This window comes from Meiothermus ruber DSM 1279, assembly GCF_000024425.1.
Lineage (GTDB): Bacteria > Deinococcota > Deinococci > Deinococcales > Thermaceae > Meiothermus > Meiothermus ruber.
In genome coordinates, this window is the sequence record NC_013946.1 from 2,144,778 (window position 1) to 2,159,410 (window position 14,633).

At 66.2% G+C, this 14,633-nt stretch carries 11 protein-coding genes and 1 other RNA gene; 7 read left to right on the forward strand and 5 right to left on the reverse strand.

The annotated features are described in order from the left end of the window. Positions 1-32 precede the first annotated feature (32 nt). Complete coding sequence (locus tag MRUB_RS10600) at positions 33-1,451, forward strand: vWA domain-containing protein (RefSeq protein ID WP_013014352.1); 1,419 nt, start codon at positions 33-35, stop codon at positions 1,449-1,451. 34 nt (positions 1,452-1,485) lie between these two features. On the opposite strand, the gene ssrA is transcribed toward MRUB_RS10600, so the two are convergent. Next, positions 1,486-1,841: a transfer-messenger RNA gene (gene ssrA / locus MRUB_RS15625) on the reverse strand. Positions 1,842-1,902: 61 nt separating this feature from the next. On the opposite strand from ssrA, the gene MRUB_RS10605 reads away from it, so the two are divergent. The 3 genes from MRUB_RS10605 to MRUB_RS10615 all read left to right on the forward strand — a co-directional run bounded on the left by MRUB_RS10605 (position 1,903) and on the right by MRUB_RS10615 (position 4,646). Beyond that, complete coding sequence (locus MRUB_RS10605) at positions 1,903-2,310, forward strand: hotdog fold thioesterase (protein WP_013014353.1); 408 nt, start codon at positions 1,903-1,905, stop codon at positions 2,308-2,310. Positions 2,311-2,505: 195 nt separating this feature from the next. Next, the gene (aroF, locus tag MRUB_RS10610) at positions 2,506-3,543 is read left to right on the forward strand and encodes a 3-deoxy-7-phosphoheptulonate synthase (protein ID WP_013014354.1); all 1,038 of its coding nucleotides are present in this window, start codon (positions 2,506-2,508) and stop codon (positions 3,541-3,543) included. Positions 3,544-3,566: 23 nt separating this feature from the next. After that, positions 3,567-4,646, forward strand: coding sequence for a prephenate dehydrogenase/arogenate dehydrogenase family protein (locus MRUB_RS10615; protein WP_036200047.1), 1,080 nt, complete (start codon positions 3,567-3,569; stop codon positions 4,644-4,646). A 7-nt stretch (positions 4,647-4,653) separates the two neighbouring features. Here the strand turns inward: MRUB_RS10615 and MRUB_RS10620 are convergent, their stop codons facing one another. Together MRUB_RS10620 and secA are read right to left on the reverse strand one after the other, a co-directional pair. Beyond that, complete coding sequence (locus MRUB_RS10620; protein WP_013014356.1) at positions 4,654-5,469, reverse strand: metallophosphoesterase; 816 nt, start codon at positions 5,467-5,469, stop codon at positions 4,654-4,656. A gap of 99 nt (positions 5,470-5,568) precedes the next feature. Beyond that, the gene (gene secA / locus MRUB_RS10625; protein ID WP_013014357.1) at positions 5,569-8,592 is read right to left on the reverse strand and encodes a preprotein translocase subunit SecA; all 3,024 of its coding nucleotides are present in this window, start codon (positions 8,590-8,592) and stop codon (positions 5,569-5,571) included. 61 nt (positions 8,593-8,653) lie between these two features. Here secA and MRUB_RS10630 point away from each other — a divergent pair, with 61 nt between their 5' ends. Then, a complete protein-coding gene (locus MRUB_RS10630; protein WP_013014358.1) occupies positions 8,654-9,343 on the forward strand; it encodes a TapB family protein in 690 nt (229 codons plus the stop codon). On the opposite strand, the gene tsaD is transcribed toward MRUB_RS10630, so the two are convergent. Further along, positions 9,340-10,317 carry a tRNA (adenosine(37)-N6)-threonylcarbamoyltransferase complex transferase subunit TsaD gene (tsaD, locus tag MRUB_RS10635; protein WP_013014359.1) on the reverse strand — a complete coding sequence of 326 codons (978 nt, stop codon included), beginning with the start codon at positions 10,315-10,317 and terminating at the stop codon, positions 9,340-9,342. The two genes, MRUB_RS10630 and tsaD, sit on opposite strands and share 4 nt — an antisense overlap. Positions 10,318-10,416: 99 nt before the next feature. Between tsaD and MRUB_RS10640 the strand changes: the two genes are divergently transcribed. After that, positions 10,417-11,325 (forward strand): AAA family ATPase, encoded by a 909-nt coding sequence (locus tag MRUB_RS10640; RefSeq protein WP_036198533.1) that lies wholly within the window; start codon positions 10,417-10,419, stop codon positions 11,323-11,325. Here MRUB_RS10640 and MRUB_RS10645 read toward each other — a convergent pair. Then, the gene (locus MRUB_RS10645; RefSeq protein WP_013014361.1) at positions 11,318-12,250 is read right to left on the reverse strand and encodes an acetamidase/formamidase family protein; all 933 of its coding nucleotides are present in this window, start codon (positions 12,248-12,250) and stop codon (positions 11,318-11,320) included. The two genes, MRUB_RS10640 and MRUB_RS10645, sit on opposite strands and share 8 nt — an antisense overlap. 60 nt (positions 12,251-12,310) lie before the next feature. On the opposite strand from MRUB_RS10645, the gene MRUB_RS10650 reads away from it, so the two are divergent. Next, the gene (locus tag MRUB_RS10650) at positions 12,311-14,569 is read left to right on the forward strand and encodes a xanthine dehydrogenase family protein molybdopterin-binding subunit (RefSeq protein ID WP_013014362.1); all 2,259 of its coding nucleotides are present in this window, start codon (positions 12,311-12,313) and stop codon (positions 14,567-14,569) included. Positions 14,570-14,633 lie beyond the last annotated feature (64 nt).

A 14,633-nucleotide genomic window follows, 5' to 3' on the forward strand; every position in this document is an offset into this window, starting at 1 on the left:
ACCAATTCGCTCCATCGCCCTATGCTAAGAGGGTGCAGGTTGCGTTTGGTCTGCCCTGGCCCCTGCTGTTGCTACCCCTGGTACTGGGGCTGGTGTGGTTGTGGTACCGGCGCCGGCAGCCTCCGCTGCGCAACGCCGCCGGGCTATGGCTCTGGCAAAAAGCCATCCGCAAAGGCCGGGCCCGCCGCCGCTTCGACCTGCGGCTCGCCATGCTGCTGCTGGCGGCCCTGCTGGCTGGGCTCGCCCTGACCGCGCCCCGGGTCTCGCTGGATCGTCCGGGTGAGCTGGTTCTGGTGCTGGACGTCTCGGCCTCGATGGCGGCCACCGACGTAGCCCCCAGCCGCCTCGAGCGCGCGAAAACCCTGGCCCGTGAACGCCTGGCGGCCTCCCCTCGAGCGGTTCTGGTCGTTGCCAGCAGCCAGGTGCAGACCTTTGGCCCCGCCCCAGGGCGCAGCCTGCTAAACCAACTGGCAAACCTCCAGCCGGCAGCAACCGGCGCCGACCTGCCAGCGGCCATTGCCAGGGGCCGGGCCCAGCTGCCCAGTGCCCCGGTGCTGACCATTACGGATCAACCCCCCCCACCCCAGACCGACGGCTACCTCAACGTGGCCGGCAACGGTAGCAATGTGGGCATCACCGCTATTGGGCCCGGCTTTGTGGCGCTGGCCAATGCAGGGCCCGGGCTGTGGCGGGGCGAGGTGCTGGTGGATGGTCGGCGCTATACGCTCGAGGTGCCAGCCAGCGGCTACGCCAGCCTCGAGGTACCCTCGAGCACGCCCTCTGCGCGCATCGTTGGGAGCGACGCCCTGGCCCTGGACAACGAGGCCGGCTTTTCCAGGCGGCTGGTACGGGTCGAGGTATCGGGCCGCTCACCGGCCCTCGAGCGCCTCCTGGCGCTGCTGGGCACCAGCCGGGGCAGCCCCGCTGAGATCGCCTTCGAGATCGGCACACCCCGCCGTTCACCCAGCCGTTTCACGGTGTTTTTTGCTGAACAAGCCCGCGGACAGGCCCCGGTTTTCGATGTGGAGCGCACCCTCCCCTACCTGCGGGGGGTCGAGCTGGTGGGCTACAGCCTGCGCATCCCACCCCGCCCAGAGGCCCCTGGCTGGCGGCCCCTGGCCTCCAGCGAGACCGGTCAGGCCCTGGCCTGGTACCACCCCAACGGGCTGTACCTGCCCCCCGCCGAAAGCCTGCAAGACCTCCCGGCCTTTCCGGTGCTGCTCTACAACCTGATCGCCCCCCGGGGCGAGCTCCGGCGGGGGCTTCTCAACGCTAACGAAACCCTGCTGCCCCGCCCCAGCCCCGACCGGCCCTTACCCCCCGCGCTTACCGTAGAGATGGCCCCCTGGTTGGCCCTGCTGGCCGCGCTGGTGCTGGCAGCAGAGTTTTATCTTTTCCAGTACCGGCCGTTGCGTGGCCGCCTGCAAGCCCCTGTGGCGCAACACCCTTAAAGGAAAAAACCCGTGCGGTTGCACGGGCGACATTTGGTGGAGGCGGCGAGAGTCGAACTCGCGTCCAGAAGCCTATCCAGCAGACATCTACGTGTGTAGTTGGTGTTTAGTTGTCGTTCAGGCTTGCGCCACCAACAGCGGGCCTGAACCAAGCTCCGCGAAGGGTTCGCTCTTGGCTACGGAGCCTTGCCTCGAGCTAGCCGACTTTGGATCGTTCATTCAGTACGCCATCGGCTGGGCTTCTGAAGAACGTCGCTGGCTTAAGCAGCGAGGGCGTAGCTGTTGCTACGGACGTTGCCAGTTATGGCTTTGCCCATTTTTACGAGGCCATGGGCTACCTCGACACGCCGTACTGCCTTCAAGAGCCCCTGTCGAAACCGGAACGCCCCCAGGCAAACATATACTGTAACAGACTTCTTGCTTTTTGTAAAGGTGCGGTAGGCTATAAGCCATGAGCAAGATCGACCCCACCCAGCTCGAGCGCGACTCACTGGTCAAAACCCTGGGCATCCGCATCCTGGAAGCCACCCCCCAAAAAGTGGTGGCCGAGATGGAGGTAACCCCCAGGCTGCACCAGCCCTTTGGCTACCTACACGGCGGGGCCTCGGTGGCGCTGGCCGAGACGGTGGCCAGCATCGGTGCGTACCTGGCCGCCCCCGAGGGCCATACCAGCTTTGGCATGGAAATAAACGCCAACCACCTGCGCTCCATGCAGTCCGGCAAGGTCACAGCCACCGGCACTCCCCTGCACAGCGGCCGCACCACAGCCGTCTGGAGCGTGGAGATTCGTGACGAGCAGGGGCGTTTGGTCTGCATCTCCCGCTGCACCTTAGCCATCACTCCTATGCGTGCGGGTTGACAAACCCCCGGCCGGGCCAATATGCTCACTGGCATATGCAGACCTCGAGGGGTTTCGCAAGCCAAAATACCCACTTTTATGGGTACTTTTATTGGCCTGTCGTCCCCGTGAGGCCTGTGTAGGCGTTTATCGCACCAATGCTTCCGGGGAGTTCCAAATCCCCGGAAGTTTTTTGTGTGCAAAGGAGGTCAGGCAATGCTGATCATTTTGAAACACGGTTCGGGGCCTCAAGAAGTGGAGTCGGTGGTGGCCGAGGTGCGCCGGGTGGGCTACCGGCCCCACGTCTCCGAGGGGGAACACACCACCCTGATCGGGGCCATTGGCAAGGGGCCGACCCCGGAGCTCATCGAGCATTTCCGCGCGCTATCGCCTGTGCAGGATGTTATTCCCATCTCCAAGCCCTACAAGCTGGCCTCCCTCGAGGTCTCCCCCAAACCCACCGTGCTGCGCTGGGATACCGGGGCCACCGGCGGCGGTGAGGTGATGATTGCCGCGGGGCCTTGCGGGGTGGAAAGCCTCGAGCAAACCCTCACCCCGGCCCGGTATGTGAAAAAGCACGGCGCCCAGATGCTTCGGGGCGGCGCCTTCAAACCCCGCACCTCACCCTACAGCTTCCAGGGGATGGGCCAGGAAGGGCTGGAAATTCTGGCCGAGGCCCGCCGGCAGACCGGCCTCCCCGTGGTGACCGAGGTGGTCTCCCCCGAGCAGGTCGACCTGGTGGCCACCTATGCCGACGTGCTGCAAATTGGCGCGCGCAACGCCCAAAACTTCGCCCTTTTGCAGGCCGCCGGGCAGTCGGGGCGGGCGGTTTTGCTCAAGCGGGGCATGAGCATGACCCTGGAGGAGTTTCTGATGTCGGCCGAGTACGTGCTGGCCCAGGGCAATATGCGGGTCATTCTGGTGGAGCGCGGCATACGCACCTTCGAGAAGTCCACCCGCTTCACCCTGGATGTCTCGGCGGTGCCGGTACTGAAAAGCCTGACCCACCTGCCGGTCTGGATCGACCCCTCGCACGCCGCCGGTAAGCGCGACTGGGTGACCGCCCTGGCGCTGGCAGGCCTGGCCGCCGGCGCCGATGGGCTCATCGTGGAGACCCACCCCGAACCCGAAAAAGCCCAGTCCGATGCAGCCCAGCAGCTCAACGAAGCCCAGTTTGCGGATATGATGAGCCGGGTAAAGGCCCTGCTGCCGGCCCTGGGACGCCGGCTAACCCGCGCCCTCGAGCCCGCCTGAACCACCAAGCCCTTCGCTTTATGATGAAGCCCTTGTTTGGTAAAGTCGGCATTTTTGGCATTGGACTCCTGGGTGGCAGCGTGGCCTTAGGGCTGCGCGAACGCTTTTTAGCCGAGGAAATTCACGCCTACGACCCCGACCCTGGAGCCCTCGAGGATGCCCTGGCCCTTCAGGTGGTGGACAGGGTACACGCCTCGCTGGGCAGTTGGGTGGGCGACCTCGAGCTCGGGGTGCTGGCCGCTCCGGTGGGGGTGCTGGTCAGCGAGGGCCGGAAGCTGGCGCAGTTTGCCAGCCCGCGCACCATCTGGTTCGATGTGGGCAGCGTCAAGCAGCCGGTGGTGGAGGCGCTCACCGGGGTTCTGCCCAACTTTGTGGGCTCCCACCCCATGGCCGGTAGCGAAAAAGCCGGGGTGGAGGCGGCCCACGCCGGTTTGCTGCAGAATGCCGTCTGGGTCATTACCCCAACCACCGGCACAGCCCCGAGTGCCCTCGAGGCCGTGCGCAGCCTGGTGCAGAACCTGGGGGCCTATCCCCTGGAGATGCCCCCGGGTCTGCACGACCGGCTGGTGGCCCGCATCTCGCACCTGCCCTACCTGCTGGCGGTGGGGTTGAACCGGCTGGTGGCCCAGGATCCTCACCAGGATCTGCTGATGTTCCTGGCCGCGGGGGGCTTCCGCGACCTAACCCGGGTGGCCTCGGGCTCGCCCCGCATGAGCCGGGACATGGTGGTAGCCAACAAAGAGGCCCTGCGCGCGGCCATCGAAGACCTGTGGGCGGTGATGCTGGAGCTGGAAAACCTGCTCGAGCAGCCCGAAGATTTACTCGAGGTGGCCCTGGAGGCCAAGCGCACCCGCGACTCGCTGCCCATCGTCAAGCGCAGCCTGCTGCCGGTGATGAACGAACTGGTGGTGCAGGTGCCCGACAAACCGGGGCAAATCGCCACCGTCTCCACCGCACTGGGCAACGCCGGGGTGAATATCAAAAACTTCGAGGTGCTGGCCATCCGCGACGAAGGGGGGGCCATCCGCATGGGCTTTGCCACCCCCGAAGAACGCGAGCAGGCCCGCCAGATTCTGGAGGGCATCGGCTACAAGGTGCGCTAGAGAGAAGCTATTGCACTGGTACAAACTCGTGAATCACCAGCTCGGCAGGGCAGGCCACCCGCAAGGGCGCGGTGGAGACCCCCAGGCCCCTGGAGATAAAAGCCGGCACCGGGTCGTCTACCCAGCCCCCGGCAAACTTCTGCCCGTACAGCGAGGAGGTAAAGACCGGGCCATACCAGGGCAGCACCACCTGGCCCCCGTGGGTGTGACCGCACAGCGTGAGGTCAACCGACCTGGGCACCTGGTACAGGTAGTCCGGGTTGTGGCAGATCAGCAAGCAAGCGGCATCATCCCGATACCCTTCCAGGGCTTTGTCCACGTCGGGCTCGCCGTGCCACAGGTCTTCCACGCCGGCCAGGTAAAGATCCGTTCTGAGTTGAGTTCCCGCATTGTGAAGGAAATGGATGCCCAGCTCTCTGAGGGAGGCCTCGAGGTCACGTGGCGGCAGCATCGGCACTTTGGGCGGGCTAGCGCTGGACTTTCCGAAAGCAGCCACCCGGTCTGGGTACCTGGGCTGGTAGCCATTAAAGCGGTAGTCGTGGTTGCCCCAGACCGCCCAGGTGCCCAGCGGGGCCTGGAGCTTTTGCAGCTCGGCCAGGGTGGGCAGCACCTGGTGCTTTCGCCCGGAGTCGGTCAGGTCACCGGTAATCACGATGAGGTCGGGCTCCTGGGCCAGGGTGGCCTCCACCCAGCGCCGGACGGAGCCCTGGCGGATAAAAAAACCAATGTGCAGGTCGGAGAGGTGGGCCACCCGCAGGGGCACCCGCAAACCCCGCAAGGGCCGGCGGTGGTGTTGAATCACAAAGCTATACCCGAAGATCACCCCGCTATCCTAACCCAAAGCGGTTTTGGTGTACGGGCCAGAGCCCACCCGAAAGGCCGGCTCGCAACCCGCTAGCCGACCTTTGCATGGGTTCACAAACTACCCTTTGTTTTTCTTTCTCTCCTCGCGCTCGAGCCTTCTGCGTTCGGCACGGCTCAGGCCGGAGTAGGCCGAGGCCGCTTTTTGCTGGCGGCGCACCGTAAAGGGGTCGCGGCTGGCCTGCGGAGCGGTGGTCTCGGAACCGCTGTACTCAACCCCTTCGGCCACCGGCGCCGGGGTGGGCTGCTGGTTCACCTCTACCTGCAGGCGGAAGAGGAACTTGGTAACCTCGCTCTTGATGCTGGCGATCATCTCGTTGAAGAAGCGGGTGCCCTCGAGCTTGTACTCCTGGAAGGGGTCGCGCTGGCCGTAGCCGCGCAGGAAGATGCCCTGCTTGAGCACGTCCATGCTGTGCAGGTGCTCCTTCCAGGCGTTGTCCACCACCTGCAAGGTCACGAAGCGCTCCACCGCCCGCATTAGGCCGGGGCCCTGGCGGTTGAGTTCGGCCTCGCGGGCCTCGTAGGCGGTGCGGGCAGCCTCAATCAGGCGCTCGATGCCCTCTTCGGCCTTGAGCTTGCGCAGTGCTTCAAAGTCGAAGTCGCCCAGGGCCGGGATGTAATCTACGAGGCTCGAGCGCAGCCCTTCGATATCCCAGTCGTCGGGGTGCTGCTGGGGGTTCAGGTAGTTGGAGGCCACCGCATCCACGGTGTCCTCGATCATGGCTAAAGCCCCCTCGCGCACCACCTCGTCGCTGCCCAGGAGCACGTTGCGGCGCTGGGCGTATACCACCTCGCGCTGGCGGGCCATCACCTCGTCGAGGCGCAGCAACTGCTTGCGGATATCGAAGTTGCGGTCTTCCACCCGCTTCTGGGCCCGCTCGATGGAGCGGGTGACCATCTGGTTTTCGATGGGCTCGGAGTCGTCGAAGCCCATCCGGTCGAGCATGGCGATGATGCGCTCGGAGGCAAACAGGCGCATCAGGTCGTCGTCGAAGGAGACGTAAAAGCGGCTGCTGCCGGGGTCGCCCTGCCGGCCCGAACGCCCGCGGAGCTGGTTGTCAATGCGGCGGGACTCGTGGCGCTCGGTACCGATGATGTGCAGGCCGCCCAGCTCCTTGACCCGCACCTCGTCGGCGGCGCAGGTATCGCGCAGGCGGCGGATTTCGTCAATCACCGACTGGCGCACGCCGATCTCGGCGGCTAGCTTGAGGGCCTCTTCCTCGGCGCCTTGCACCAGCTTTTTAATGAAGAGCTCCACGCGCCATTCCGAACGGGGCTCCAGGCCCTCCTTGCGCAAGAGGTCGGCGGCCAGGTACTCGGCGTTGCCCCCCAGTTTGATATCGGTACCGCGCCCGGCCATGTTGGTGGAGATGGTGATGGTCTTGCTGCGGCCGGCCTGGGCCACGATCTCGGACTCTTTTTCGTGGTATTTGGCGTTCAGTACCTGATGGGGGATGCCCTTGCGGATGAGCTCGAGGGTGTGCACAGCTCGCTTCAGGTAATCCCAGGCGGTGCGGATGTTGCCCTTGGGGGGGATGGTGGACTCGAGGGCCTCGAGTTCGCTATCCCGCAGGGAAGCGGGGCGCTCGAGGGCCTTCTTCAGGCGATCCCATTCGGGGCCACTCTGCTTCTCGATGGCCTTGGCCAGGGCCTGGGCGCGGGCCTCGAGGCGGGGCAGGTAATGGCGGGGGTCTTTGAGCATGGCCGAAAGCCGCTCGGACTTCTCCACCGAGATGGTGCCCACCAGCACCGGCTGGCCTTTCTCGTATTTTTCGGCAATTTCTTCGACCACCGCGAAAAACTTACCCTTCTCCGAGCGGTAGACCACGTCGGGGGCGTCCTGGCGGATCACCGGACGGTTGGTGGGGATGCTCACCACGTCCATGGCGTAGATTTCCTGGAACTCTTTCTCCTCGGTCTTGGCGGTGCCGGTCATGCCGGCGGTCTTCTCGAAGAGGCGGAAGAAGTTCTGGTAGGTAACAGTAGCCAGGGTCTGGTTCTCGCGCTCGATTTTCACGCCCTCTTTGGCCTCGATGGCCTGGTGCAGCCCCTCACCAAAACGGCGGCCCGGCTGCAGGCGGCCCGTAAACTCGTCCACGATGATGACCTGGCCGTCCTGCACGATGTATTCGCGGTCTTTGAAGTAGAGCTCCTTGGCCCGGATGGCCTGGGTGAGCATGTGGGCCAGCTCCATGTGCTCGGTGTTGAAGAGCCCCTCCACCCCTAGCAGCTTCTCGGCCTTGGCGATGCCCTGCAGGGTCAGGTGCACGGCTTTCTGCTTCTCTTCGATGGTGTAGTCACCGGTGGGTTCGCCCTTGGTGCCCACCGGTGGTTTTTCCCCGCGCTCGAGTTTCTTGGCGATCTCGGCCATGCGGTAGTAGATGTCGGTGGCCTTCTCGGCGGGGCCGCTGATGATGAGCGGGGTGCGGGCCTCGTCAATCAGGATGGAGTCCACCTCGTCGATGATGGCGTAGTGCAGGGGGGTGTCGTGGCGCAGCACCAGTTGCTCGGGGGAGACCGCCATGTTGTCGCGCAGGTAATCGAAGCCCAGCTCGCTGTTGGTCACGTAGGTCACGTCGCAGAGGTAGGCCTTGCGGCGCTCCTCGGGGCTCGAGTGGTTCTGCACCACCCCCACCGAGAGGCCCAGCCCCTTGTAGATGGGCCCCATCCACTCGGCATCGCGCCGGGCCAGGTAGTCGTTGACCGTGACCAGGTGCACCCCTTTGCCGGTGATGGCGTTGAGCGCCACGGCCAGGGTGGCCACCAGGGTTTTGCCCTCCCCGGTTTTCATCTCAGCGATCTTGCCCTCGTGCAAGACCGCCCCCCCGATGAGCTGCACGTCGTAGTGGCGCAGGCCCAGGAACCGCTTGGAGGCCTCGCGGGTCAGGGCGAAGACGCGGGGCAGCAGTTCGTCGAGGCTCGCGCCCTGGGCGTGCTGTTCGCGCAGCTTGGCGTACTCGGCGGCGAGGTCTTCTATCTTCGAGACCTCGTCCTCGAGGGCATTGACAGGGGCCACCACCTCTTTCCAGTAGCGGGCCACCTTGCGTTCGTTGTTATCCAACAGCTTATTAATCCAGGCCAACATAACCAAATGCGATTGTACCCTGTCCGGATGAGAATAGCGCGGTCGCGTATACACTGGGCGTATGCGCGCCCTGTTGTGGGTCTTGTTGCTCGGCAGTCCGGCCCTGGCCCAGCTCTGCGACCAGCCCTTTGCCCCCGCCCGCCCCGGCTGGGAATGGCAGTACCGTGTGACGGGGGAACGCCCCCTCACTTACTCGATTCGCAAAACCAGTATTACCGAAAACAGCTTTGTGCAGGTGCGCCAGAGCGCCAGTGGAGCAGAAGAAACCACCTACCGCTGCACCCCGGAGGGCATCGCCCCGGTGGACTTTGGTACCCAGGGGGGTGGCCGGGTGGAGGCCGGGGCCCAGCCGGTGAGCTACGACCTGAAGGTGGTCAAGGTAACGGGTGTGGCCGTCCCGGATTACGACCGCTGGGCCGTGGGCAGTAGCTGGAAGCTGGTGCTGGAGGTACAGGGCACCGGGCAGCAGGGGCCGCTGCGCTTCAACATCAGTGGGACGCTCGAGACCACCTACCGGGTGGTGGCACAGGAGACCGTTACCACCCCGGCGGGCCGCTTTGTGGCCTACAAGCTGCAGACCACCTTTGCCACCCGCCTGCGCGCCCAAGCCGGCCCCCTGAGCATTCCCTTCAACTTCGAAAGCCAGGGCACGAGCTGGTACGCCGAGAACGTGGGCCTGGTCAAAAGCATCCAGAAAACCCGCGACGGCGAAAACGTAACCGAGCTGGTGGCCTTGCGCAAAGGAGGTTAGGCCGAGCCCAGAGGCAGATAGGCCGCCGCCGGAAGGGCCATGGGGTTGTGTGGGCTGCGCGCGTGGGTGCGCCAGGCCGCCAGGGCAATCATGGCCCCGTTGTCGGTGGCGAGGCCCCTGGGGGGGAACATCAGCCGAAGGCCCGCCGCCTGTAACTGGGTTTTTAGCGCGGTGTTCTGCGCCACCCCGCCGGTCACCAGCACGGTCGAGAGGCCGGTGTGCCGGGCGGCCCGGGTCACCACCTGCACGATGTGCTCCACCGCCACCTGCTGAAACCGGGCGGCAATATCGGCGGGTGCGTGGCCCTTTTCCAGGGCCCGGGCCACCGCCGTCTTGAGGCCCGAGAAACTGAAAGCAAACCCTTCCTGACCCTGGAGCGGCACGGCCAGCGGCACCCTGCCGGGCTCGCCCTGCTCGGCCAGTCGCTCGATTTCCGGCCCACCCGGATAGCCCAGGCCCAAAAGCCGCGCGGCCTTGTCGAAAGCCTCACCAGCGGCATCGTCCAGGGTGGCCCCCAGGAGCCTGTAGGTGCCCCACGCGGGCACCTCGAACAGGTGGGTGTGGCCGCCGGAGGCGATCAGGGCCAGGAACGGCGGTTCGACCTCGGGGTGCTCGGCCAGTGCGGCGTAGATGTGGCCTTCCAGGTGGTGCACCGGCACAAAGGGTTTGCCCAAGGCAAAGGCCAGTCCCTTGCCGTAGGTGTAGCCCACCAGCAAGGCCCCGATCAGGCCGGGCCCGCGGGTGGCCGCAATCAGGTCGAGATCGGCGGCCTTCAGACCGGCCTCGCCCAGGGCTTGCTGCACCAGTCCGTCAATCACCTGGGTGTGCTCCCTCGAGGCCAGCTCGGGCACCACCCCCCCGTAGCGCTGGTGCAAAAGGGTTTGCGAGGCCACCCGGTTGACCACCACCACCCCATCCCGCACCAATCCCACCCCGGTATCGTCGCAGGAGGTGTCTATACCCAGAATCCACACAGCCCGATTCTGCCCGCCCAGGCCCCCCGGGTCAAGCCACAGGCCCAATTGCGGTTTAGGGCCTGTATAGGGGCAGCAGGCTGTGGGTAGTATGGGCCCGTGAGCGACGCTCGAGTTCACTTAACCGCCTTACAAACCGCACTCACTCAGGTGCTGTTTGGGCAGGAGCAGGTCATCCGCGAGCTGCTGGCCACCGCCGTAGCGGGTGGGCACGCCCTGCTGGAAGGGCTGCCGGGGCTGGGCAAAACCCTGCTGGCCCGGGCCTTTGCCGAGGCCAGCGGGCTTTCGTACCGGAGAATCCAGTTCACCCCCGACCTGCTCCCCGCCGACGTGACCGGAACCGAGATTCTGGAGGATGGGCGGTTTGTTTTCCGACAGGGGCCCCTCTTCGCCCAGGTGGTGCTGGCCGACGAGATCAACCGGGCCACCCCCAAAACCCAGTCGGCGCTGCTGGAGGCCATGCAGGAACGGGGGGTCACGGTGGGTGGAACCCGCTACGCCCTGCCCGAGCCCTTTCTGGTGCTGGCTACACAGAACCCTTTGGAGCTCGAGGGCACCTACCCCCTGCCCGAGGCCCAGCTCGACCGCTTTATGTCCAAGATTGCCGTCCAGGCCCCGCCCCGGGCCACCTGGGTGCGGATTCTTTCGGAAGAACCCGCGCTGCCTGAGCCAGTAGAAGGCCTGGACTTGCTAAAAGCCCGTGCCGAGTCGCAACAGGTGGTGGTGAGCCAGCCCGCCCTCGAGGCCATCGCCAACACCGCCCAGCTCGCCAGCGAGGAAAAACACCTGCGCATGGGCCTATCGCCGCGCGGGGCCAAGGCCTGGCTCAATCTGGCTAAAGCCCTGGCTTACCTGGCAGGCCGGGCCCACCTGGAGTGGGACGATCTGCACAACGCGGCCAGACCGGCCCTCTCGCACCGGCTGCTCCTGACCGAGGAGGCCCAGTTCGAGGGCCTGCGGGTAGACCAGATTATCCAGGACTTGCTGCGCCGCACCATGCCTAAGTAGGGCCCAGGCGTTCCAGGAGTTTCTTGGGCATCTTGCAGACCATGGTGTAGGCCGGGTCAAAGATGTTGCCCAGATCGTACCGGACGCACTGCCCCATCAGCTGTGAGGCGCTCTGGATGTCCAGGCCGTAGGGGCCGGTAAGCCAGCGGAGCATCTCGCTGGTGGCGTGCTGCACGCACTGGTCGAGGGGACGGGCATTGCCCACAGTGAAGATGTGCTCCGCGTCCTCACCCCGGGGCCAGCGGATGGCCTGTCCCTTGATGAGATCCACCGAAAATTGCACATCCATCGAAATTTCAATGCCAGTCCCGGCGATTTCACCATCCCCTTGCAGGGCGTGCCCGTCGCCCAGGAAGAACAGAGCCCCCTCCACCCCTACCGGAAAATAGACCGTGACCCCCTCTTTGAAGCCCCGGTAGTCCATATTGCCCCCGTGCGGCCCCGAAGTGGCGGTGGAGATGGCCTCGCCCCGGCTGGGGGCCACCCCAAAGCAGCCCAGCATGGGCTCGAGGGGCAGCTCGAGCCCCTCCAGGCCCCTCACCGGCGAGGCCAGCCGGGCGGTCTGCTTTTCCAGGTCCACGTCCCAGTCCAGCCAGCGCTGCGCCCCCTGGGCCTGGGCCAGCCGGGGCACGTCCTCGGGGTCGACCACGTTGGCGGCCAGCACCACCCCCGACCACCCGCGGCGGCGGTTGGGCCTGAGCTTCTCCAGCCGAACCACCAGGGTGTCGCCCACCTCGGCGCCCTCAATGTAAAAAGGCCCGGTCATGGGGTTCCCCCGGGGGGTAACCGGCCGCATATCCCGATCCTGGCCGGCCGCATCCACGCAGGTGGTTTGCACCGTATCGCCCGGCGCAATGCGCAAGACCGGCGGGTGGGTACCCAGGGTGTGGTGGTAGTGGGTGGGCTCGAAGGTGTGGGTTGGCATAGCGCCCCCAGCATACGCCCAACCCCACATTTCCTCGAGGTTTGTGGGTAACATATCGCCATGTCGAACCGCTACATCGGTCAACCCATGAAGCGCCAAGAGGACGGCAAGCTGGTGCGGGGCCAGGGGCGGTACCTGGCCGACCTACCCTCCGAAAACCTGCTGCACCTGGCCCTGGTGCGCAGCCCCTACGCGCACGCCCGGCTGCTCTCAGTGGACACCAGCGAGGCCCTGAAGTGCCCCGGCGTGGTGGGGGTATACACCTCGAGCGACCTCCCCGAGCTGTACGCCCCGGCCTCGGCACCGCGCGATGCCCACGGCATCCCCCATCCGCTGCTGGCCCGTGAACGGGTGCGCTACGCCGGGGAGCCGGTGGTGGCGGTGCTGGCGACCTCCGAGGCCCTGGCCCACGACGCGGCCCAGCAGGTGTTTGTGGACTACGAGCCGCTGCCGGCCTACCCCGAGCCCCTGCAGGCCGAAACAGCCCCCGCCATCCACCCCCAACTCCCGAGCAACGTGGCCCTGACCCGCAAGACCGTTGCGGGCGAGGTGGCCGAGGCCTTCGCCCGCGCCCATACGGTGGTGGGCGGGCGGCTGGTGCAGCAGCGGGTGGCCCCCAGCGCCATGGAACCACGGGGGGTACTGGCAAGCTGGGACGGTATCCGCGAGGCCCTCACGGTCTGGTCGAGCACCCAGATGCCCCACGACCTGCGCAGCGCCGTGGCGGAGAAGCTGGGCCTGGCCGAGAACCAGGTGCGGGTGATCACCCCCGATGTGGGCGGGGCCTTTGGGGCCAAAATTAACGTTTACCCCGAGGAAATTCTGGTGGCTTATCTGGCCCGTCGCCTGGGGCGGAGCGTGCGCTGGGTGGAGGGGCGCGGCGAAAGCTTTGGGGCCACCATCCACGGGCGGGCCCAGGTGGCCGAGCTGGAGATGGCCTTCGATGCCGAGGGAAAAATTTTGGGGCTGCGCGGGCGGGTGGTGGCCGACCTGGGCGCCTATGCCCTCGAGACCACCCTGGGCAACGCCCCCGGCACCATGCTGATGCTGCAGGGGCCCTACGAGATTCCTGCACTGGAGCTGGAGATGCTGGGGGTGTACACCAACGCCACCCCCACCGGGGCCTACCGGGGGGCCGGGCGGCCCGAGGCCACCTACTACCTCGAACGCCTGATGGACATGGGTGCGCGGGCGCTGGGCCTCGACCCCGCCGAGATCCGCCGCAAAAACTTCATTACCGGGCCCTTCCCCTACAAAACCCGCACCGGCGCCAGGTACGACTCCGGGGCCTATGGCGAGGTGTTGCAAAAGCTGCTCGAGGTCAGCAACTACCCCCAGCTTCGCGCCGAGCAGGCCCAGGCCAAAAGCCAGGGCCGGCTGCTGGGCATCGGGCTTTGTAGCTATGTGGAGATCACCGGGTACGGCTGGGAGACCGGCGGCGTGCGCATCAACCCCGACGGCAGCGCGGTGATCTTCACCGGCACCTCGCCCCACGGCCAGGGCACCCAGAACGCCTTTGTGCAGATTGTGGCCGAACGGCTGGGCCTGCCACCGGAGCGCATCCGGGTGGTGCAGGGCGATACCCTGGCAGTTCCCTACGGCATGGGCACCGCCGGCAGCCGCACCCTTTCGGTGGGGGGCTCGGCCGTGCTGAAAGCCGCCGACCTGGTGCGCGATAAAGTGGCGCGAATTGCCGCCCATCTGCTCGAGGCCGCCCCCGAGGATATCGAGCTGCTCGAGCAGGGCTGGGGGGTGCGCGGCACCGACAAAGCCGTGCCCATGGAGCAGATCATCGCCACTGCCTTCAACCCCCGCAAGCTGCCGCCCGGCCTGGAGCCGGGGCTCGAGGGCCAGGCCAGCTTTGCCCTCAAAGACGCCAACTACCCCTTTGGGGCGCATCTGGCCGTGGTGGAGGTAGACCCCGAGACCGGCCAGGTGCGCATCCTGCGCTATGTGGCGGTGGACGACTGCGGGGTGGTGGTCAACCCGCTGCTCTTCGAGGGCCAGCAGCACGGCGGCATCGCCCAGGGCATCGGGCAGGCCCTCTACGAGGGCATCATCTACGACGAGGAAGGGCAGAACCGCACCGCCAACTACCTGGAGTACGCCCTGCCCAAAGCCGACCAGATGCCCCCCATGGAGCCCCACCGCCACCAGACCCCCTCCCCCACCAACCCCCTGGGGGTAAAGGGCGTGGGCGAGGCCGGGGCCATCGCCGCCACCCCGGCGGTGGTGAACGCGGTGCTGGACGCGCTGGGCATCGCTCATCTGGACATGCCGCTCACCCCCGAAAAGGTCTGGCGGGCCCTCCGGCGCTAACCCGCTCAGCCCGTTTGGGCGGTCGGTTTCGACAGGCTCGGCCGATCGTCCTCTGGGTGGTGTT

Bases quoted from the DNA above. Each gene is read 5' to 3' on its own strand.
- MRUB_RS10605 (WP_013014353.1), top strand. From the start codon at position 1,903: ATGAGCAAGATCGACCCCACCCAGCTCGAGCGCGACTCACTGGTCAAA.
- aroF (WP_013014354.1), top strand. From the start codon at position 2,506: ATGCTGATCATTTTGAAACACGGTTCGGGGCCTCAAGAAGTGGAGTCG.
- MRUB_RS10615 (WP_036200047.1), top strand. From the start codon at position 3,567: ATGAAGCCCTTGTTTGGTAAAGTCGGCATTTTTGGCATTGGACTCCTG.
- secA (WP_013014357.1), bottom strand. From the start codon at position 8,592: ATGTTGGCCTGGATTAATAAGCTGTTGGATAACAACGAACGCAAGGTG.
- MRUB_RS10630 (WP_013014358.1), top strand. From the start codon at position 8,654: ATGCGCGCCCTGTTGTGGGTCTTGTTGCTCGGCAGTCCGGCCCTGGCC.
- MRUB_RS10645 (WP_013014361.1), bottom strand. From the start codon at position 12,250: ATGCCAACCCACACCTTCGAGCCCACCCACTACCACCACACCCTGGGT.
- MRUB_RS10650 (WP_013014362.1), top strand. From the start codon at position 12,311: ATGTCGAACCGCTACATCGGTCAACCCATGAAGCGCCAAGAGGACGGC.